This is a genomic window from Microcoleus sp. T3_B1 (genome assembly GCF_036700445.1).
In the GTDB taxonomy this organism is placed as follows: Bacteria; Cyanobacteriota; Cyanobacteriia; order Cyanobacteriales; family Microcoleaceae; genus Microcoleus.
The window spans coordinates 75380-96336 of record NZ_JAUBOX010000024.1; the positions used below are offsets into that span (position 1 = coordinate 75380).

Below are 20957 nucleotides of genomic sequence, written 5' to 3' on the forward strand. Positions count from 1 at the left end.
CAAGATGCCTGTTCCACAAAGAGTGAATTTTCTTGTGGAACAGGCCGGAAAGCCTGTTCATAAAAAGCTTATTGAGAATGGTGCAACATCTCAGATTTACCGGATTATTCAGTTAAGTTACTTAACGCTGAAATAATATTCTCAGCTAGCACTAACGCATTTCTCGCTTCTCTTTGTAAGTTAAACATAGTATCTTCATAATCAGCTTTATTCCTAAGTTCTCTCAATCTGCTTAAATTTTCACCTATTTTGACCATTTTTTTCCTTTTAGTTGGGTGGTATATAAATTCTTCTGCTACATATTGATGTTCGTTGATATCGCGATTCTTACGAAAAAGTCTTGGGTCTTTTTCAATGTCGCGCAAGTAATTTCGCGCTAGGCAAAATGTCGAATAGTATGCTCTACTTATCGCCGATCGCAACTTGGCTTCCCTGTTAGGTGAACTTTCACTATTGGTGGCTGCTAACTCTTGAGCTAAATTCAAATATTCAGACCAATCAAATCTCATTTGACTCCCATTCAAGGCTAATATGTAAATCATTTTTGGGGGCAGCTATTTTAGCTTCGAGCCACCAACTATCATCAAGGATATTTAACTTTGCAAAAGCTTCCTCGACTTCGAGTTTGGTATAAATGGTAATCCACAGCGATCGCCAGTTGGCAATTTCTGGATCGGTTTTCACTTCCAAGCCTAATATTTCCGTAGGAAATAGCGCTCGAATGCGATCGTAACCTTCCAGAATCAAAGGTGCGATCGCTTCTTGTTCGATGATGATTTGAAAACTTTCTAGGGGGTTTTCAACCGCGTACAGGCTTTTGATTTTATTAAAAGATGCAATTAAATTGTCAAAGGCTTTAGCTATTTCAGAGGGATTTTCCACTTCTCCTGGCGGCTGAGGAAAGGAAGGGCTTAAATTTGCAGCATCCGTGCTGTAAATGCTGTCACTTGTCGGCTGGTATCGTTTGTCTTTTGATTTTGCTTGGTACTGCTCTTTTAAGTCGAGGCGTTCTTTTGTGTAAATTTCGTTCAGAGTGTTGTTTTGTTCGGCTAATTTTTCAAAAGCCAATATCGCAGAACTTATGATACTATCTTCCAACTCGCCAAGTTGAATAGATGAATCTAGTTGAGCTAAAGTAGCCCCAATGGCTTGTAGCCGAATAATATCTGTTGTTTTCATAATAGTCGATGGTTGGGAAGTTAGGGATTAACTTTACCAGTAATCGTGAAACCTGCCCAGTGATAGAGAGCGGCATAAGGCGGTTCATCAGACTCCATTTTAGCATTATTTCTGCGGATTAGGTTAGCTTCGTCTCTCAAATCTTGACTGCAACCGGAATTGTACGTTACTTTAGCCAATTCGAGATACCAGTCGGATAGTTCGCTGTAGGTAATAGTTCGGAGCCATTTTTGTGCTTCTTTGAGGGCTAGTGCCGGATGTAACTTATTTTGGCAACGCTGTTCGTTCAGAATTTCATAGAATCGAATCATCATTAATGCGGTAGAAATCTCATCAACTATCCAGAGAGTGCTGAGGGCGTAAACAGCACCCGCAGCTAAAAAGCTGCTGGCTAAACCGACAAATTCATCTATCAGTTCTTCTTTTCCTGTTATGCCAGTTTCGCAAGCGGAAAGGCAGACTAGATAATAGCTTCTTAACTCGAATTGGGCTATTTCTTGTGAAGTTAGAGGCTGTTTGTTTTTCAGGATTAGCGCTGACTGGGACGGCTGTTTTGTGTTGTGGTAGGCGTGACCTGTAAAATGGAATATGTCAGCAGCTTGTTGCAGAGCTTCTTTAAGATTGTCTGTGGTAGCTTGTGAACTGGAGATGGTATTGCAGTTAAGGTGAAAATTTGCGATCGCCGAGGCTTCTATTTCAGCAAAAAGTAATGGATCGGGGCTTTCTACCAACAGCAGAGACATTGAAGGTGAGGGTTTTCTGTCTAATCTGTCTATCCCAGGTTGGATGCTGGGCAGATAAGTGATAGTGAAAAGATTATCGGAGAATAAAAAGTGCAGTGGCAGCAGGTGCAAGTCGCGGTGGGGAATTAAGATTAAGTGTTGGATATTGGTGAGGTGCGTACAAATTTCGGGAATTTTGAGGATGTCAGCGAGTTCTTGCAATTGCGCTGTCATTGACTCGCGCCAGGGATGGGATTCTTTGGTTTGCTGTTTGCTGGTAGTATTGCCGTAATTTTGATAGTTGGTTTTCCATTCTTTCAACCATTTTTCTAAACTCTGACTGTTGTCCCTTGGGGATAAGTCGCACAGAGGTGTGGCGATAACTTCCAAATTGTCTAGGGTAATGATAAAAGCAGTCAGGGAAACTGGGCTGAGATGCCAGTAAATAATCGCCGTTTCGGTGTTGTTTGCCAGTAACTCTCGGATTTTGGGATAAGTTGGGCTGGCGGTGCGGTTTTGGGAACCTGCGCGCATCCATTGCAGGCAAAAGTTTTTTCGCGATTCGGCTTTTTCCAGGGCATTTACTTTGTCGTCAGACTCGACGAGGGTATCGACTTCTAACTGGTAAAGTCCGGCAAATTTGCGCTGGAGTCGCAATTTTATTTCGGGGTGAGTTTCATTGTCTAAAATTAATTGTTCTAGCAGGATAGTAGCTTCGGTAAGGTACTCGCTAGCTTTGGGATCTCCCAAGCTGCTGGAGACGGTAATTAAGCCTTGCATTACTTCTACATAAGTTTCTGGGATTAGGGGCGATTTCAATAATTCGCGGGCTTTTTTGTAGCTGGCTTTGGCTTTGTGGAAACAGTCAAAATAAGTGGCGGTTTGTTTTCCGTGTATGTAGTGGGCCAAACCTTTTGCCTGGTGCAATTTGCCATAAGCAAGGCGATAGTCGTGGTTAGTGGGCTGATATTTCTCTAAGCCTTCATCCCAGTTTTGAATGGCTTCATTGTAGCGCCCGGAGTTGAAAAATGCCCAACCTCGATTTTCCCAAGGTTGCCTTAATTGATCGCCTGTAATTTCTAAGGCTTTCTCGAAGGCTGCAATCGCCTCTCTGTTGTGGCCCAAATTTTTTAGGGCATTGCCCAGCCCGTTCCAGGCATTGTGGTATTTGGGGTCAATTTCTAAGGCTTTGTCGCAGGCTGCTTTTGCCTCAATGTAGCGCCCCAGATTATTTAAGGTAGCGCCCAGCCCGTTCCAGGCATGGTGGAATTTGGGGTCAATTTCTAAGGCTTTCTCGAAGGCTGCTTTTGCCTCACTGTACCGGCCAAAACTATGTAAGGTAGCGCCCAGCCCGTACAAGGCAGGGTTGGAGTTGGGGTCAATTTCTAAGACTTTCTCAAAGGCTGCTTTTGCCTCACTGTAGCGGCCCAAATTAATTAGGGCATTGCCCAGCCCGTTCCAGGGTATGTGACATTTGGGGTCAATTTCTAAGACTTTCTCAAAGGCTGCTTTTGCCTCACTGTAGCGACCAAAACCATTTAGGGCATTGCCCAGCCCGTTCCAGGCCTCGTGGAATTTGGGGTAAATTTCTAAGGCTTGCTTGTAGGCTGCGATCGCCCCTTTTAAATCTCCTGCAGAATAACATTCTCGTCCTTGGTTATATAATTCTTCTGCCTCTGGATTGACTTCTATATTTTCAGTTATCACCGATGGATTATCCGTCGGAGTCGCACTCAAACTCTGCCTTGCCAACAATCGAGTAACAATATTTTCATTCCCAACAGATGAATCATCCGCAGGAGTCTGACTCAAATTCTTCCCATCCAACAATCGAGTAACAATATTTTCATTCCCAACCGATCGCCCTTCCTCATCCTTCCGATTTAAACTCTCCCCAGCCAACAATTCCCTACCAATCTTCCCAGCAACCTCACTAATTCTCCCACAATTCATCTCACCCAGCCGCACCATTCGCCCACCCAATTCTAAATTGGTTTCCGGGGATACCAGCAACCTGTCTCCAAATTCTTGCAGCCAGTTTTCCCACTCAGCATCTTTGATTTTGCAGCCGATTAAAAAGCCTTTAATATCGCCCCGACTCCAGCCTTGTTCAACTCCTTCTAACAGTTGCAAAAATTTCTGTTCGTATTCCCCAAAAGTGCGAATCGGAGTTGGCTTTGGCGCTGGGGGTACTGGTTTGCGGAATCGCCGCTGAATTTGCTGCCACAGGTTGAGGATGCGTTGCCAAATTTGTCGGAACATTGGCTGGGTGGATGATGTGTTGTTGGAGATTGTAGCAGATTTTGGGGGTGAATGTACATTTTGCGCGTTGATGTCGATTTAATTACCAAATGTCGTAGGGGCGGGTTCACCAACAATATATAACGACGATCGACAATTCATATAAACCCGCCCCCACCCACCATAAATCTGAATGTACATTAATATTATTCGTTGGGTTGGGGCGGGTTTTTGAGATTGTTTTTTTCAGGCGATTATGGTTGGTAAAACCCGCCCCTACGATCGCAGAAATTACACAACAACGAATCTACGACACATGATATTAGAGAACTCGATAATTCATCCGTGTATCCGTGTCAAAATCCGTGTCGTGCCTTCTTCCTTACCCTAAAAAGAAATAATCAAGTAACCATTCAGGAACTTAGCACCAGTAACAGATTTACCAGTTAGCGCCGGAGGCAGCAAAATATTGCGCCGCTGATCGCCCGCTTCGATCGTCACTTCCGGCCCCGATTGAATCAATTTAATTTCTTTCTTGTCAAACCCAGGCAAAAACAAACTAACTTGACGCTGTGCAATGTTTATGTGAATCGGTTTAGGAGCTTTTGTCGCCTCAGAAAAATCTGGCAAAGCATCAATTAGCGGCTGCCAATTATTGTCACTGTGCCCCGGAACCGAAACAGCCGTCAAAGGCTCAAAATCGGCAGTAATAGCTTCTGTAACCGCTGCTTGATTGACAATGACACCGCCCACAGTCAAACCAACTTGTTGAGAACTTCCCCAAAGATAGCGGGCAGTTGCGATCGCGCTTGCATCCCCAGTCGTCACCAAAAAAGCCGCCGTGCGGTTCGGATCTGCCAGCGCTTCCTTACCCTTATCCAAAAGATTATCGACTTGCTTAGTAGATTGAAAAGCATTGTCTCCCGACAAATCCACCGTCAACACGGTACTGACAACCGGTTGAATAAAAGGTGAAAGCGCTTTCCCCAAATCCGAATCTACCAAAGCTTGGCGGAACCTGCGGATGTACCAACTCAGAATTTCGGGCATTCCCAGCATCCGCAGCGTATCCATGCCGCCATTGCCGTCATAAACAATTACATCGTATTGTTTGCTGTCGTCGTATTCCCGAACTTCGTTCAACGCCAGCGCGCTGTCCATTCCCGGCAACACCCCTAATTCTTGACCGTAAATCTGCTTGAAAAAGGGAGTACGGACATATTGAGCTTCTAGTTGTTTAATTTCGTCCCACCTGCGTTCTAGCAGCGGCGCGCTTTGCACCTGAACTGCTTTGAGGTTGGGGGCGATTTCCTGGGGGCTGAGAGTCAGGGGAACTCCTAGCAGAATACCCAATGCAGGGCCCGGATCTTGGCCGAGCAGCAGAACTCGCTTGCCTTGAGCCGCGTATTTTTTAGCTGTTGCGATCGCGATCGTACTGCGGCCAGTGCCGCCTTTGCCCAAAAATGTCAAAATCAAAGCCATTTTCTGTTCTCACTGCCAAAGCTTACTCTTTAACATTTAAGCGCAACCTTCAGCCAGAGTGGGGGAGGGGGGAGAGTGGAGGAAGAGGAGAGTGGGAGAGTGGGAGAGGGGAAGAGGGGGAGAGTGGAGGAAGAGGGGGAGAGGGGGAGAGGGGGAGAGTAGGAGAGGGGGAGAGTAGGAGACGAAAGGAAACACAGTTAAATTCAATCCGTGTATCCGTGTCCGAATCCGTGTCGTGCCCCTCTTCCTTCTACATCTGTTAAACGGGTTCTAGCTCATCTTCAAAGAACCAAGTCGCAAAACCGTCAAACTTGACAACCACGCCTACTCCGCTACCGTCAACCATTCTGAATCCGTCAACAGTGCCTACTGGATTCTCCTTTATCTTGCCCACTATATTTGCAGGTATCCGATCTCTGAGACGGCGCACCTTAACTCTCTGACCTACTTCTATTGCCACTGAAATTGTTCTCCTGCTCTATACAACCGTTTATTTTACAGTTTGGCGTCTACTTCGGAACAGCAACACCAGCAGCCGATCGCTCCCTATGATTTTCCATCGAAATTTCCACCAACTTTCCCTAAAAGACGGTATTCTAGTCGGAGTGCGTCGATCGTCTACCCTGATTCGCTTGGGTTTGCTTCATAAGGTTTCACAGCGGCAAGCTCCACTGGCAGAGGCTGTTCACCACTTAGATAATTATTTTTTATTGCTTCGCAAAAAGAAGTTTTTTATTAATTGCCACAACTACAGAATTTATCCCAAATTAGTCATCCTTCAGGCAGAAGCCAAAAGGCATTCAAAAGCAGTAATTAATTTTATGTTGGCTATATATAAATCTGCCCTCTCTGATGTTGACAGCGGCGAAACTTCATGCAGCAAAGGACTTTGAGTCGGGTTGGCAAAATTTCCCGAAGCTCAGATTTTAGTAAAATGCCATGTTGTAACAGTTTACTAAAATCTGACCAAAAAAAGAATTTTTAATGCTAAACTTTCAGGCTGATAAAGTTTATTTTTGCTGCTGTGTTACGGCATAAAAAATGGAACGATTGCCGGATTTAAGGAGTCTAATAGAGGAAAGGAAGTCAAGGAACTTCAAGATCACAAAACTGAAATTATGAATAAAATTTTTACCTGTGGGCGATCGACCAAAATTCCGCTCCTAAGTTTGTCCTTGGCTGTGCTGGCGAGTCTGTCGCCCTTTCGTGGGACGATCGCCAGTCCGCCCTCTCCATCCCCCAAACAGCCCTCGAACCCTACTAAAATTGTCTCACTCGCTCGACCGCCAGCACTGCCAGCCGGCTCAAAATCTCCCAAAAATCCGGCAACAGTGGCGGCGAATTTATCCCCAGCAGAGACGATAAAGGCTCAGGGAACAGCGACTGGGCGATCGCTCGAAATAGAAGAAATTCGGGGTACAGTCAGCTTTAAAGGGCGGCCAGCGGTCGTGGGCGATCGGCTACTCGCCCCCGGAGACGAAATCATCACCGGCCCCGATTCCACAGCCCGTTTAGGCATCGACAACAACATCGGCGTCGTGGAAGTTGCCGAAAAAACCGCAGTCAGAATATCCAATTTGTCAAGCAGTGCAGGTGGTGAAAAAGACACAGCCATTTTTGTCAGCAGGGGGCGAGTCAGGTTGTCGATCGGCAAAACTGCTGCGACAACTCCCGCAGCCAACACCTCAACAATTATCCCGCCGAACCAAATAGTCGCCCTCAATACCTTCAGCGGACTCGGCAAATCCAGTCAAATTGCCCAAAAAACCCGTTCTGCCAAAAGGGCCCCAGTCAGGGTTGAAACCCCAGAAGGCGTTGCCGGAGTCCGCGGTACCTCCTTTGGCGTCAGCGTCGGCGGCGGCAAAACCGCAGTCGAAACTATTGAAGGTCAAGTCGTAGTATCCGGCAACACCGACTCGGAAGTAGTTCTCAACAGCGGCAACTCCACGACTATTTTCCCTCAAACCCCGCCCGTGGCGCCCTCAGCCAGCCCTCGCCTAGCTCAACTCAAAGTCCGCAGTTTGTTGAGACTCAGCGGCAATATCTATAGCCTCAGCGGTCAAATTAACCCGATCGACACAGTTTATGTCCACAACGAAGAAATTAAGATCGATCGAAAGGGCAACTTCAAAATCCAAGGAATTTTACCGCCAAGCCGCCGCCTCAAAATCTTAGTGCGAGGCCCGTCAGTCACAGAAAGGCATTACAGCTTCGCAGTTCGCTAAACAACCTATCGTCGCGAGTAATATACGCGGGCAGTCTCTGAGGACGTGAGTTATATCCTAAGTCCTATCTGGGTTGATTATTTTGTGTAGGTGCGAAGCATTTTGCGGTGAAACTTGGTAGTCAAAATAAATAAATTTTGCCCCCACCCTTCGCCCTTACGGTCTCGTAAAACTTCATGACCGAAAGCATCCAGGATACAAGCCCCCGGATTCATTCCTTCGCAGACTCAGGACCCACAAATAAAAAACCTGTATCCGATGAAACTTGTCCCCCGAATTTATCCGTGGGGTCGCCTCTAAAATCTAAAATCTAAAATCTAAAATCGATTGACTCCCATTCCTCTCGAAGTTAGGACTCGAATGTCAATGATTGCGTCAAATTAATTGCATGAAGTTCAAAAAATGGATCGATCATCTCAAACAAAATCAACTGCTCTGCCTGCGGCAATATATAGCAACAAACCCTCCCTGGCTCACAGGAGCAGCAGTAGGTATAATGTCTGTCGCCATGCTGCACTTTGGAATGTGGAAACCCCTTGAATATTTGGGATACAAAACCCTATTTCAAATTCGAGAATCGGGAATTTTGCCAAATCCCGGATGGGATGAGAGAATTGTGGTAATTGCGATCGAACGGCATTCCTTGCAGGAATACGGTCAATTTCCTTGGCCTCGCAACCGCTACGCCCAACTGCTGGAAGCGCTGAAAAAATCCCCCCCTACAGCAGTTGGTTTTGACATTCTTTTCCTCGATCCAAGTCCGAAAGATGATATTTTAGCCGCTGCGATCGCCGCCAACGGCAAAGTTGTACTCGCTAGAACCACCAAAGAAGAACCCGTAGCATCTTTAAAAGCCGCCGCCGCAGGTGTCGGCCACATCGGCCAGGAACCCGATAGCGACGGTATTAGCCGCGAGTCAAAAATCTTTCTCAACGGGATTCCTAATTTCGGTTTAGCAATGATTCACAGGTACAATGCTGCTAATCCCCAAGATCCAGTATTGCTCCCACAGTCCAAAAATAAGCAGGAAAAAAAAGTCTGGGTTAACTGGCCGGGGAAAACAGAAAATCTACCTACCTATGCTTTTGTTGATGTCGTAGAAGGTAGAATTCCCGCAGATGCTCTGACTAATAAGTTAGTTTTAGTGGGCATAGTTGCTACCGGTTTCGATCCGATATCTTCACCTCTCGACAAGACTACGGCTGGGGTTTATTTATATGCAGCGTTGATTGACAATTTGCTCAATCAACGCTTGCTACGGCGGCTGCCGATACTGCTAGAAATTTTGTTATTGTTGGGGATTGGCCCGCTTACGGCCTTGGTTCTGGGCAACCGAGGTGTTAAGGAGAGAATTGCGATCGCTCTCGGTTTGCCTATAATTTGGATTGGGGCTGGTGCTTTGTTATTTGGCTTCTTTTTTTGGTGGGTTCCGATTGCCGCACCTATCGGCACCCTCATTTTATCTGGCACTGCTTTGCAACTGCGGGAACAGTACGAAAAGCAGCAGTTGATGAGGTTATTTGAAAAGCACGTCGCTCCAGAGACAGCTCAGCTTATTTGGGAACGCAAAGCGGAGATATTTGAACAGGGAGAACTGGAACCTCAAGAACTTACAGCCACGGTGCTGTTTATGGATATTCGTAGTTTTACTTCGATTTCAGAAAAAATGCCGCCGCGAGATTTACTCACCTGGTTGAACAATTATTTGGAAGCGATGACTAACTGTATTATGGATCACGGCGGCGTTGTAGATAAATACATCGGTGATGCAATTATGGCAGTTTTTGGAGTGCCTTTTTGCCATACCGAATATCGAGAAATTCAACAAGATGCTTTGAATGCAGTTGCGGCTTGTATTGCGATGCACGAACGGCTGCACCAACTTAATCAGCAGCTTAGAATTGAACACAAACCTTTAATTAAGTTTGGCATCGGTTTGCATACCGGACAGTTAGTTGCTGGTAGCGTGGGCGGTTCCCGGCGTTTGAATTATTCTGTGATCGGCGATGCTGTCAACGTTGCTGCTAGATTGGAGGCGATGAATAAGGAAATTGTTTCTGACAGTCCTTTTAATTTGTTGGTGACGGCGAGGACTTTTGCTTACGTGCGCGATCGCTACGAAGGCCAAAAAGTAGGCTCGATTCAATTGCGCGGCAAAAAAGAAGAGACTGTGGTTTATGCTATTTTGGGGGAAAAGCATTAGTCATCGGGCATGGGGCATGGGGCATGGGGCATGGGGCATGGGGCATGGGGCATTAGTTGTGATATTATGTGCTGTTAATTAAGCCCAATTACTTCATACTTGGGAATTAAAATATTGGTTGTAGGGGCGGGTTTTTCGACAATCTACGCCTGAAACAAATAATCTCAAAAACCCGCCCCCGCCCCACGGTAAATCGAAATATATATTTTTTTAGGCGATCGCCCCTGTTGGTTGATGTAGATTATTAGCGGTGTGGGGGCGGGTTTATAAAGCTTGTTTGTACTGATTAGATATTGTCGTAAAACTCGCCCCTACGGAATTATATTCTTTCCCAATTCCCAATTCCCAATTCCCAATTCCCAATCTAATCAAATACGCTTAGCCGCAGAGTTTTAGCTATTTTTTCTAACAGAAATAAGCCACCGATAGAATTTCCGTCTTGATCCAGGGGCGGACTGTAAAAGCCGATCGCACCTTGACCCGGAATTACCGAAAGCATTGCCCCGCTAACTCCCGACTTAGCCGGCAGTCCCACCCGCAGCGCAAAGCGGCCCGATGCTTCATACAAACCGCAAGTTGCCATCAGCGCTTTGACAGTACGGCAGTTTTCCCCCATTGCTCGATCGCCACTATTTACCAAAACCATCCCCAGCTTAGCTAAATCCTCCACAGTTCCCGACAAACAGCAGATGCGATTGTAGGTTTCTAAAGCAATTTCTGGATTTTGAATGTAACCCGATTCTACCATTTTCAAGGCGAGATTCCAATTATTTTGATTCGGATTTGTCTTCACTGAATCGAGCATTAACTCGTCAACAAATAACTGACTGTTTGCCTGTTGATTCAGCCAAGTTCGCAAGTTTTGACAGCGCGACACAGCATTTTGACCGGGAATCAAAGACGCTAGGGCGATCGCCCCGCTATTAATCATCGGATTTCTCGGCTTCCCTTCGTCTATTTCGAGTTGAGTTAGGGAATTGAAAGGCAGTTCCGAAGGCTCGCAGCCAACGCAGTCAAATACCGTTTTTTCGCCGACTTCGCACAGCAAATAAAGCAGCACAAAAGGCTTGACTACACTCATCAGCGGGAATGTTTGAGCAATGCTACCCCAGCTCATAATTTGCGCGTCAATTGCCCGAATTTGCACGGCAAACCCTTGTCGATCCGCTTGCGCTAGGAGAGGTATGTACGCAGGGATTTGACCGGATTTACTGCGATTAATTGCCTCTTTTGCCCAAGCTGCCAGTTGTTCGGGTTGCAGGGAAGATAGTTGGCTGGTGGATATATTCACACTCGATTATTTCGATCATTTTAAATTTTAGATTGGCATTCCTGGCGCGCTATTGAGCCATAAGCCCCCTTTATTAACCGAATTGCGTCACTTGGGCCCGCTGCGGGAAGAAACTGGGTTTCTTAGGTGAGATAAGGCAAGCTCATAATTTGATGAAATTTTTGTGTGGTGTCCCGTCTGCCCGAAAAATACAACGCAAGATGCGGGACACCTTATTTAAGGCTGTTGACCTTTGGACCTGCCGGGAGCAAATAAATTTTTCATAAAAAACCTGTACTTTGCATAAAAATCTCCCCTTCACCCGGATATATAAGTAGCAGCTTCAAGGCAACGCTGCTATCTAAAACAAACCAGCACTAGCTGGAAATGCCTTCAGATTCTTATATTTAAGCCCCAGCAAGGGGCGGGGTGCATATTTAACTTAATTCTTTCAGAGTTCGCCAAATCCTGTCCGGAAAACCCCCGAACCTTTAAGAATGTACTATCCAACCGGATTCACCAAAACCAGGATAAAAAAATGGCAGACGAACCGAAAGCAGAAGCACCAAAGCCAGCTCCGCTGACTTTTAAGGGTGTGTGCAGCGACGGAGTTCTCAAAGGCAAAGAAATTGAAGGCAAACTAGACATCAAAGTCAATGTTGAATCTGTCAAAGCGGCAGAAGCACCGCCCAAAAAATCCCAGTGGGAGCCAGTTATCTTTTGGGTATTGTTTGCATTTATGGCAAACTTGATTGTCGGCGACCCCGCCGGAATGAGAAAAAACAGCTCCCCACAAAGGTCTCATTCTCATCAGATGTTAAACCAATCTGGGGAGCAGTCGCTGTTGCCTAAGAAAAACACCAGCAACTTGCCACTTTAGGCCCTGGGAGCTTGCCAGCCGCGCAAATAGTAATAGAAAGACCCGAAATATTCATCGAATACTCGCGTCGTAGTTACCAAAGCTTCTGCACTAGGCAAAAAATCTCCCGCGTCTAAGCGGAGTCTACTAGATTTCCCTCCTGATGTGGGTTGAAAAGTGTAGAAGTCGGTAGCCCTAGGAATCACCTGGATTCCCATATTCGCAAAAGCGAGGCTGGCACGGCGCATCTGAATCGCAGATGTTACCAGGATTACTTTGCGCGGGGCGCCACGGGTGTCGAGTATCTTTCTCACCTCTTGGGCGCTGGTGCGTATGTTGCTGCCGTTATCGTCGAGAACGATACTGCTGCGCGGCACGCCCATGTTGTTTGCCAGCAAAGTCTCGATATCCTTAGCTTCGCCAACATAACCCTCCAACTCTGGTCTGGGGCCAGCGGTAACGATGACCATCGGTGCCACTTTTTGGCGGTACAAAACTGCTGCATAGGGCAGGCGATTGCCTGTATCTGTCAGTTGAATCGCTACTCGGTTGGGGATGTGAGGCTGAGTGGTTCCCTTGCCCAAGAGGACGATCGCCGCTGCGGTTTCATCGCAGCAAGCTGTGCGGACGGCTGCAGCGGCGTCCCGTTCTGCTTGCTCCGCGAACCAGTAAGCGACAACTGGCATACTCGAAAGGATCAAAACTAGCAGGGCTGCCAAAATCATTCTCGGCGCCGGGTTGCGGATGCCCCCGTTCGTGATCAGCGCCGATGCAATCACCAGCAGAGTGATGGAAAAACCCAGCGGCTTAAAGAAGAAGGCTATGAGCCCGAAAATCGCTGCTCCGACCGGGGTGTCTGGTGCAAAAAAAGCTAGGATCAAAAGGCTGATCAGCAGCAAAACGCGCAGCCGGTCTAATAAGGGATTGTCTTTGCCTCCTGATTGATCCCACCACGATTTGATCAGTGAGAACAGGAGGAATAGAAATAGAATGCGAGCTAACAGTTCTGGCATCTTGCAATATTCTGTGTCTTCATAAATTAGTACAGAAGTTTGGAAACGAGCGCGAATTTAGCTGCGGGAGGAAATACGGGCATCGGTGGGTTTTTAACTTTCGCGAATAACGCAGTCCGATCGCATTTATCCTGATGCTCGCTTCCGGTCAGCTATCAACTATTGGTTGCAGGGTGAAACCCGCTACTTCCAGTCACAGATTGCTGACAGTTAATTGGTAATTGATAACTGGTAATAGTTGATTGGTAATTGGTAATGGATCGATCACGCCGCAGGTGGAATTGACAATTCAAGCCTGCTTTGTTCTGCCTACTTTTTTCCCCATTACCTGTTACCGATTCACCAATCCCAATTTATCGGCGCTTCAGTTGATTCCGAATTGCCTGCGTTACCGTTTGAATTACTTTAACACGAGCATAATACTTGTTATCGGCCGCAATTAGCGTCCAGGGAGCAAGCGGCGTGCTGGTGCGCTGAATCATTTGATTCACCGCCACTTCATAATAATTCCACTTTTGGCGATTCCGCCAATCTTCCTCGGTGAGTTTGTATTGTTTAAATGGATTGTTTTGCCGCTCTGTAAACCGCTTTAGCTGTTCGTCAGGACTGATGTGCAGCCAGAATTTAACTAAGACACAACCGAAACTGGTGAGTTGCTCCTCAAATTCGTTGATTTCCTGATAAGCTCGGCGCCATTCGGGTTCAGTGGCAAATCCTTCGACTCGCTCGACCAGCACTCTACCATACCAACTACGATCGCAAATGCTGATTTTACCAGCCGTTGGCAGCCGCCGCCAGAACCGCCAGAGGTAGTGATGCGCTTTTTCTTCGTCTGTCGGCGCCCCAAAGGCATTAACGATGTAACTGCGGGGGTCTAATATGTCCGTCAAGCGTTTGATTGCTCCTCCTTTACCGGCGGCGTCCCAACCTTCAAACAGCACTAACACGGGGATTTCCTCTTCGTAGATGCTTTGTTGCAGTTGGCCAAAACGGGTTTGTTCCTCGCGAAGTTGCTGTTTGTATTCGTCGGGCGACAGCGATTGAGTTAAATCTACTTGGGCCAGCAAGTCTGGTTCGGTGGGTTGCAAGCTTTCTTGAGGTGGCAATTTCACGGGTGCAGATTGCGTCGGCAGTCTGTCTAAGGCTTCTGTAATTGTCGCTGCCATTTGGGTCAAAACTTTGACTCTTGCCCACCGTTGACAATCGCCTTCTACTAGCGTCCAAGGTGCGGGGCCCGTGCCGGTTTGGGCTACCATTTCTTCGGCAAAAGTTGTGTATTCTTGGTATTTTTTGGCTTGTTTCCAATCTTCGGGCCGCACTCGCCAAGCTTGTAAGGTGTCGTCTTCTAGTTTTTTGAGCCGATGCTTGAGTTCTTTTTTGCTGAGGTGAATCCAAAATTTGGCAATGGCGGCGCCGTCATCTACCATCTGCCGCTCGAAGGCGTTGATTTGCCTGATTGCTGTCGGTACTTCTGCGTCGGAGACTCGATCGAACAATCGGTCTTCTAAAACATGAGTGTACCAACTGTGGTAGAAAAAACCAATTTTGCCGCGGGCGGGGAGTTTCTGCCAAAACCGCCATAGGAAAGGATAGCCCATTTCTGCATCTGACTGCGGCCAAATCGGGTGGACGGCAAACCCCCGCGGGTCCATGTACCCTACCATTTTTTTGACCAGCGCGCCTTTACCGGCGGCGGCCCAACCTTCGAGGACGATAATTGCGGGCAATTTTTTTTCCCTGCAGGCCAGTTGGAGCGATCGCAACTGTTGCATTAAAATTTCTATCTTGGCATCATAGGTTTCTTTATCCAGGGAAATATCTAAATCGAGGTTGTCGAGCATATTTACCTCATATTAATCTGTAAAAAACAGTTTAACGTTAGTTTAACGTTTGAATAAAATTAAATCCTCAATTCAGGGGAAAACGTTATAAAAAGTACAATTACGGCTGGTTAAAAGCCGGAGCGCTCCTGCAATCAAATGCCACCCTCGTTAATACTAGCAAGAATCCCTCGATTTTAAACTTGCAAAAAAAAACAGCTCAGGTTATAGTTGAAATAGGGAACTTTTAAATAAGTTCAATTTCTCCCCTCCCCCGATCGGGCGAGTTAACAGGAGGAGCCAAAAATCCCTGAAAAAGGATTTATTGTAAAACAGAGCAAAAGTAAAAATCAACTACCCGCTGGGGGTGACAACTTCTTTACTTAGCTATAGAAACTTTATTCAAACAATAGTAGTTACTTAAGCACCAAGCTTGGTAACGAAAGAGAGCGCGACTCATCGACATCCAGCCATAAACTCACATACAAACCTAGCCCAAAAGGGCAAATCAATTTTTATGATTGCGCTATAAGATAAAACCTGAAAACCTGGGTGATATAAACAGGTTTCTGAGTTTTATCGACACCATTCTCAAATACTAAAAACAGTTTAGGTGCGGACTCGTGTGCCCGCCCCACAAGAGTATTTATTTCTTGTGGAACAGGCCGGAAAGCCTGTTACTGACATTTGTGCAAAATGTCTGAATTACTGTACTTGTTTGCCCATACCAATTAAGAGGAACAGTCCGAAATTACGGATTGCAAGTTTTTTATGAATATCTTGACAACACGCTCCTACAAAGGCGAAACTGACTGGTGCGCGATCGCAAATTTGATCGATGCTTGCGAAGCAGTGGATAGACTCGGCGAAGAAGTCTCTGCAACTGAACTCAAGCTAATACTTGATGCCCCCAAACTCGACCAAGCCCGTGACGTGCAGTTGTGGGAAGATGGTAATTACAAACTAATCGGCTTAGCACTCCTAGATATGCCCGATTCGCCAGAGGAAATAGACGCTTGTCTCTGGTTTTACGTGCATCCAAATGTCCGTAGCGAAGGTTTAGAAAAAGACATAATTAAGTGGGGAGAAAAGCGGCTGGGCGAAGTAGGAAAAGAACGCAATTTGCCGGCAAAATTGCGTACCTACAGCCGGGAGGACAAAACCGATGAGATGTGGCTGTTAGAGAAACAGGGCTTTGAGGTCGATCGCTATTTTTGGACAATGGCCCGATGCCTCTCCGAACCCATACCCACACCGGAATTCCCCGCAGATTTTGCCCTAACACACGTATCCGGAGAACAAGACATCCAACCTTGGGTAGAGATGTTCAACCAGTCATTTATCGATCACTGGAATCACCACGATTTAACTGCGGAAACGGTGCGCTACTGGATGCAAGACGCCAATTATCAGCCGGAATTAGATTTAATTGCTGTTTCGGGCGATTCCCTGCGGGATAGCTTCGCTTCACGCAAATTTGCTGCTTTCTGCGACTGTCAAATCAAACCCCAAAAAAACGCCCGCAGTGGCACAAAAGACGGTTGGATTGAATTGTTGGGTACGCGGCGCGAGTTTCGGAAAATGGGTTTAGGAAAAGCGATGCTGTTAGCTGGTTTGCATAAGTTGAAAGCAGCGGGTGCAAACACAGCTAAACTCAGCGTCGATGCTGACAGTTTGACAGGGGCGACAAAGCTTTACAAATCAGTCGGTTTCCGCCCGATGGAAACTTGGATCGAGTGGGCTAAGACAGTTTAGAAAAGGTTGACTGTGAAGGCGAGAACCCCGACTGCTTAAAGAAGTCGGGGTTTTCAAGTGCGATCAAATTTTGCGATCGGCTTTTCTGGAAGTGCGATCGCCCTTTTGGATCGAATGGGCGATCGTACTTTTATTATGTCGCGCACATTATGCTAGGATTAACTGATCAAAAATCATCCTAATTTCTATGACGCGATTCATTCACGATCGCTTTGCTAAAGAATACCTAGAAGAACTGCTTTCACCCATCGGAACAGTTAAGGTCGGTCGCGATGTGACTTCGGAAGTCCGAGAAATCGATGTTTATTTCACTCCAGGTACCGCAATTCCCGAATACTCATCAAGCCTGGGATTGTTGGGAAAAATGGCTGACACAACTGCAATTTTTGAACCGTTTCGCAATCCGGTAACTGTCAGCGAAGTCTTGAGCTGCATGAGTAAGTTATGGGATTTGCGAGGTGAATTGGAGCGGCAGGCGAGAAGAGAAAATACTCGCTATGATGAGGATCTGTTGCCCCGAATGTGGATTTTGACACCCACAGCATCGAAAGCGCTGGTGGAGGGTTTTGGTGGGATACCAAACCCTGAGAATTGGATCGAGGGAATCTATTTTTTCCCGGAGCACTGGCGAGCAGCAATTGTGGCGATTCACCAGTTGCCAGAAATCCCAGAAACCCTGTGGTTGAGGATTTTGGGGAAAGGGAAAGTACAGCAAAGGGCGATCGGGCAATTGAGTGCTTTAGCAACGGACGATCCGTTACGGATTATTGCGCTAGAATTATTGTATCGTCTACAGTCACATTTAGTAGTCGAAACCCAACAGGAACCTGAGCCAGAAGAGCGGGAGTTAATTATGGCGATTGCACCACTTTTTCAACAACAAATACAAGCAGCACAGCAACAAGCTAGAGAAGAAGGACTAGAACGAGGACTAGAACGAGGACTAGAACGAGGACTAGAACGAGGACTAGAACAAGGACTAGAACGAGGCAGACAAGAACAGCAGCGCTTAATCTTAGAAAATTTTCTGCGAGTTAGATTTGGAGAATTAAGCCAGAAAATGACCGTATTTTTATCTCCAATATCCAACTTGCCGGCTGCGGAATTTACAGTGTTGTTGCTGGCAATATCGATGCTAACAGTTGATGAAGAAGGGCGGGAACAAGCTGTAAGATTATTGGCAGAAAATGTCTTGAGAATGTACCAAAAGGAATTGGGTGATATTCTGCCTACAGCCATTACCAATTTACTAGCATTGCCTGTGGCAGAATTGACATTGTTGGTAGAACAACTGCCGCAGTTATCGGCTGATGGATTGAGGGAAAGGTTCGGGAAAATCCCTGAATAAAGCTGTTTGAGTAGCTATAGAGTGCGATCGCCATTTTTTACTCAAGGGGCGATCGCACTTTTCTTGATTTCCTAAATCAACCGGAAATTAGCCGATGTAATCGCATTGGCACTCACTCCAATCATCACACCTAACTCTTCTCCGGTCAAGACATTTTTGATGAGAGTTCCCTGAGTATTTTGAGTGATTGCTAACTGACCAAAACTCAAACCTCCGCTTAATCCAATCAAGTCTTGACCGATGGTAAAATCAGCGATGATATCAAATCCTTGACCAGTTGTTAAGGCAAAGATATCGTTGCCACTACCGCCAATCAAACTATCATTCCCCACGCCTCCGTCAAGGATATCAGATCCTTTCCCACCAGTGAGAGTATCGTTATCTTCGCCTCCGTAAAGAGTATCATTTCCTTCGCACCCTCCCAGAATATCTGCTCCGGCGTCACCGTTGATTAAGTCATTGCCTTCACCGCCGCAGATGGTATCCGAACCTAACTGTCCAAACTGATTGTCATCACCTTGACTACCAAGGATGATGTCGTCACCTTTGCCTCCATATAAAACGTCATTATCCTTGCCACCATTGATGAAGTCATCATCTTTGTTGCCATAAATGATGTCAATACCTTCGCGGCCATGTAACAAGTCATTGCCTTTGCCTCCGAAGATTAAATCGTTGCCCAATTCGCCAAGAACGATGTCGTTTCCTCCATCTCCATAGAGGATGTCGTCACCTTTGCCTCCGATGATGAAGTCATTGCCTTGGTTGCCATTAAAGATGTCGTTGCTGGCACCACCATATAAGTTGTCATCCCCGGATTTGCCATCGAATATATTGCCGTTGTTACTTCCGAGAAATTCATCGTTTTGGGCAGTGCCTATTTGAATTCCAGATACACCAAGTATGGTGTTTTCAACTGCATTGGGTTGGTTTAAGTTGGGATAGGCAATGTCATCGCAGATGCAGTCGTCATTGGGGATGTTGTTGGTTGTTGGTGTTGGCGTTACCGATGGTGTATCGGTTCCCGTTGGCGTCAGTGTTACCGATGGTGTATCGGTTCCCGTTGGTGTTGGTGTTCCCGTTGGTGTTGGTGTTCCCGTTGGTGTCGGTGTTACCGTTGGCGTTGGTGTTCCCGTTGGTGTTACCGATGGCGTCGGTGTTCCCGTTGGTGTCGGTGTTTCCGATGGCGTGGGTGTTCCCGATGGTGTTCCCGTTGGCGTCGGTGTTCCCGTTGGTGTCGGTGTTACCGTTGGTGTCGGTGTTCCCGTTGGCGTCGGTGTTCCCGTTGGTGTTGGTGTTCCCGTTGGTGTTGGTGTTCCCGATGGTGTTCCCGATGGTGTCGGTGTTACCGTTGGTGTCGGTGTTCCCGATGGTGTCGGTGTTCCTGATGGTGTTTCCGATGGAGTGGGGGTTCCCGTTGGTGTCGGTGTTTCCGATGGCGTGGGTGTTCCCGATGGCGTGGGTGTTCCCGATGGTGTTCCCGTTGGTGTCGGTGTTACCGTTGGTGTCGGTGTTACCGTTGGTGTCGGTGTTACCGTTGGTGTCGGTGTTACCGTTGGTGTCGGTGTTCCCGTTGGTGTTACCGATGGCGTCGGTGTTCCCGTTGGTGTTGGTGTTCCCGATGGTGCTGGTGTTACCGTTGGCGTTAACGTTGGTGTCGGTGTTACCGTTGGTGCTGGTGTTACCGTTGGTGTTGGTGTATTGACATTAACTTGGAAGACATCACTGATTGAGGCTTTCCCATCAGAAGCACTGACTTTTACCTTCAAATTCCCCAGATCCGCCGTTGCAGGTGTGCCACCAAAGATGCCTGTTGCGGGGTCAAATGTTAACCAAGTCGGTAAAGCGGTTCCGTCTTCCTTTGTTGCTGTGTAAGTTAAAGGATCTTTTTCAGCATCGGTAAATGTACCCGCTGGTACTGTATAACTAAATGCTGTGTTCACCGTAACTGATTTATCGGTAATTGCACTAGCTACGACAGGAGCAGTATTCGGTTTATCGGATACCGATAACAGGAAGGTATTGCTAGTAGCAGCTTTCCCATCAGAAGCACTGACTTTTACCTTCAAATTCCCCACATCCGCCGTTGCAGGTGTGCCACCAAAGATGCCTGTTGCGGCATTAAATGTTAACCAAGTCGGTAAAGCGGTTCCGTCTTCCTTTGTTGCTGTGTAAGTTAAAGTATCTTTTTCAGCATCGGTAAATGTACCCGCTGGTACTGTATAACTAAATGCTGTGTTGAGCGTGGCTGATTGATCGGTAATTGCACTAGCTACGACAGGAGCAGTATTGGGTTTATCGGTAATCGTTAAGATGAAGGTATTGCTAGTAGCAGCTTTCCCATCAGAAGCACTGACTTTTACCTTCAAATTCCCCAGATCCGCCGTTGCAGGTGTGCCACCAAAGATGCCTGTTGCGGGGTCAAAAGTTAACCAAGTCGGTAAAGCGGTTCCGTCTTCCTTTGTTGCGGTGTAAGTTAAAGTATCTTTTTCAGCATCGGTAAATGTACCCGCTGGTACTGTATAACTAAATGCTGTGTTCACCGTAACTGATTTATCGGTAATTGCACTAGCTACGACAGGAGCAGTATTCAGTTTATCAGAAACTGTTAAGAGGAAGGTATTGCTAGTAGCAGCTTTGCCATCAGAAGCACTGACTTTTACCTTCAAATTCCCCAGATCCGCCGTTGCAGGTGTGCCACCAAAGATGCCTGTTGCGGGGTCAAAAGTCAACCAAGTCGGTAAAGCGGTTCCGTCTTCCTTGGTTGCGGTGTAAGTTAAAGTATCTTTTTCAGCATCGGTAAATGTACCCGCTGGTACTGTATAACTAAATGCTGTGTT

At 46.7% G+C, this 20957-nt stretch carries 15 protein-coding genes; 6 read left to right on the forward strand and 9 right to left on the reverse strand.

Translation table 11 applies throughout. From position 1 onward, the window contains the following. Nucleotides 1-104: 104 nt before the first annotated feature. From QT990_RS15330 to petP, 5 genes are all read right to left on the reverse strand, one after another. Entirely contained in the window at nt 105-509 is a 405-nt protein-coding gene (locus tag QT990_RS15330) for a HEPN domain-containing protein (RefSeq protein ID WP_333465431.1), read from the reverse strand. Continuing rightward, nucleotides 499-1179: a hypothetical protein gene (locus QT990_RS15335; RefSeq protein ID WP_333465432.1), complete on the reverse strand. Its 681-nt coding sequence runs from the start codon at nt 1177-1179 to the stop codon at nt 499-501. The genes QT990_RS15330 and QT990_RS15335 overlap by 11 nt, the downstream gene beginning before the upstream one ends. Nucleotides 1180-1199: 20 nt before the next feature. Next, a complete protein-coding gene (locus QT990_RS15340; RefSeq protein WP_333465433.1) occupies nt 1200-4163 on the reverse strand; it encodes a tetratricopeptide repeat protein in 2964 nt (987 codons plus the stop codon). A gap of 366 nt (nt 4164-4529) precedes the next feature. Further along, nucleotides 4530-5624 carry a Get3/ArsA fold putative tail anchor-mediating ATPase NosAFP gene (locus tag QT990_RS15345; RefSeq protein ID WP_333147577.1) on the reverse strand — a complete coding sequence of 365 codons (1095 nt, stop codon included), beginning with the start codon at nt 5622-5624 and terminating at the stop codon, nt 4530-4532. Between the two features lie 259 nt (nt 5625-5883). Beyond that, nucleotides 5884-6084 carry a cytochrome b6f subunit PetP gene (gene petP, locus QT990_RS15350; protein ID WP_172186826.1) on the reverse strand — a complete coding sequence of 67 codons (201 nt, stop codon included), beginning with the start codon at nt 6082-6084 and terminating at the stop codon, nt 5884-5886. Nucleotides 6085-6172: 88 nt separating this feature from the next. Between petP and QT990_RS15355 the strand changes: the two genes are divergently transcribed. From QT990_RS15355 to QT990_RS15365, 3 genes are all read left to right on the forward strand, one after another. After that, complete coding sequence (locus QT990_RS15355) at nt 6173-6517, forward strand: hypothetical protein (protein WP_333147579.1); 345 nt, start codon at nt 6173-6175, stop codon at nt 6515-6517. Nucleotides 6518-6742: 225 nt separating this feature from the next. Further along, entirely contained in the window at nt 6743-7849 is a 1107-nt protein-coding gene (locus QT990_RS15360; protein WP_333147581.1) for a FecR domain-containing protein, read from the forward strand. A gap of 388 nt (nt 7850-8237) precedes the next feature. Next, nucleotides 8238-10052 (forward strand): adenylate/guanylate cyclase domain-containing protein, encoded by a 1815-nt coding sequence (locus tag QT990_RS15365; protein WP_333147583.1) that lies wholly within the window; start codon nt 8238-8240, stop codon nt 10050-10052. Between the two features lie 364 nt (nt 10053-10416). Here the strand turns inward: QT990_RS15365 and glsA are convergent, their stop codons facing one another. Beyond that, the gene (gene glsA / locus QT990_RS15370; RefSeq protein WP_333465434.1) at nt 10417-11343 is read right to left on the reverse strand and encodes a glutaminase A; all 927 of its coding nucleotides are present in this window, start codon (nt 11341-11343) and stop codon (nt 10417-10419) included. Nucleotides 11344-11860: 517 nt separating this feature from the next. Between glsA and QT990_RS15375 the strand changes: the two genes are divergently transcribed. After that, nucleotides 11861-12202, forward strand: coding sequence for a hypothetical protein (locus tag QT990_RS15375; RefSeq protein WP_333410067.1), 342 nt, complete (start codon nt 11861-11863; stop codon nt 12200-12202). Here the strand turns inward: QT990_RS15375 and QT990_RS15380 are convergent. Together QT990_RS15380 and pap are read right to left on the reverse strand one after the other, a co-directional pair. Continuing rightward, on the reverse strand, nt 12199-13194 hold the full coding sequence (locus QT990_RS15380) for a YdcF family protein (protein ID WP_333147803.1): 996 nt from the start codon (nt 13192-13194) through the stop codon (nt 12199-12201). The genes QT990_RS15375 and QT990_RS15380 overlap by 4 nt on opposite strands. Nucleotides 13195-13547: 353 nt before the next feature. Then, the gene (gene pap, locus QT990_RS15385) at nt 13548-15035 is read right to left on the reverse strand and encodes a polyphosphate:AMP phosphotransferase (protein ID WP_333465435.1); all 1488 of its coding nucleotides are present in this window, start codon (nt 15033-15035) and stop codon (nt 13548-13550) included. Nucleotides 15036-15785: 750 nt separating this feature from the next. Here pap and QT990_RS15390 point away from each other — a divergent pair. Then, nucleotides 15786-16769, forward strand: coding sequence for a GNAT family N-acetyltransferase (locus QT990_RS15390; protein ID WP_333465436.1), 984 nt, complete (start codon nt 15786-15788; stop codon nt 16767-16769). A 187-nt stretch (nt 16770-16956) separates the two neighbouring features. Further along, nucleotides 16957-18117: a flagellar assembly protein H gene (locus QT990_RS15395; RefSeq protein WP_333465437.1), complete on the forward strand. Its 1161-nt coding sequence runs from the start codon at nt 16957-16959 to the stop codon at nt 18115-18117. 71 nt (nt 18118-18188) lie between these two features. Here QT990_RS15395 and QT990_RS15400 read toward each other — a convergent pair. After that, nucleotides 18189-20957: putative Ig domain-containing protein (locus tag QT990_RS15400; protein WP_333465438.1), on the reverse strand; the 2769-nt coding region annotated here is incomplete at its 5' end.

Bases quoted from the DNA above. Each gene is read 5' to 3' on its own strand.
- QT990_RS15330 (WP_333465431.1), bottom strand. From the start codon at position 509: ATGAGATTTGATTGGTCTGAATATTTGAATTTAGCTCAAGAGTTAGCA.
- QT990_RS15335 (WP_333465432.1), bottom strand. From the start codon at position 1,179: ATGAAAACAACAGATATTATTCGGCTACAAGCCATTGGGGCTACTTTA.
- QT990_RS15340 (WP_333465433.1), bottom strand. From the start codon at position 4,163: ATGTTCCGACAAATTTGGCAACGCATCCTCAACCTGTGGCAGCAAATT.
- QT990_RS15345 (WP_333147577.1), bottom strand. From the start codon at position 5,624: ATGGCTTTGATTTTGACATTTTTGGGCAAAGGCGGCACTGGCCGCAGT.
- QT990_RS15355 (WP_333147579.1), top strand. From the start codon at position 6,173: ATGATTTTCCATCGAAATTTCCACCAACTTTCCCTAAAAGACGGTATT.
- QT990_RS15360 (WP_333147581.1), top strand. From the start codon at position 6,743: ATGAATAAAATTTTTACCTGTGGGCGATCGACCAAAATTCCGCTCCTA.
- QT990_RS15365 (WP_333147583.1), top strand. From the start codon at position 8,238: ATGAAGTTCAAAAAATGGATCGATCATCTCAAACAAAATCAACTGCTC.
- QT990_RS15375 (WP_333410067.1), top strand. From the start codon at position 11,861: ATGGCAGACGAACCGAAAGCAGAAGCACCAAAGCCAGCTCCGCTGACT.
- QT990_RS15380 (WP_333147803.1), bottom strand. From the start codon at position 13,194: ATGCCAGAACTGTTAGCTCGCATTCTATTTCTATTCCTCCTGTTCTCA.
- pap (WP_333465435.1), bottom strand. From the start codon at position 15,035: ATGCTCGACAACCTCGATTTAGATATTTCCCTGGATAAAGAAACCTAT.
- QT990_RS15390 (WP_333465436.1), top strand. From the start codon at position 15,786: ATGAATATCTTGACAACACGCTCCTACAAAGGCGAAACTGACTGGTGC.
- QT990_RS15395 (WP_333465437.1), top strand. From the start codon at position 16,957: ATGACGCGATTCATTCACGATCGCTTTGCTAAAGAATACCTAGAAGAA.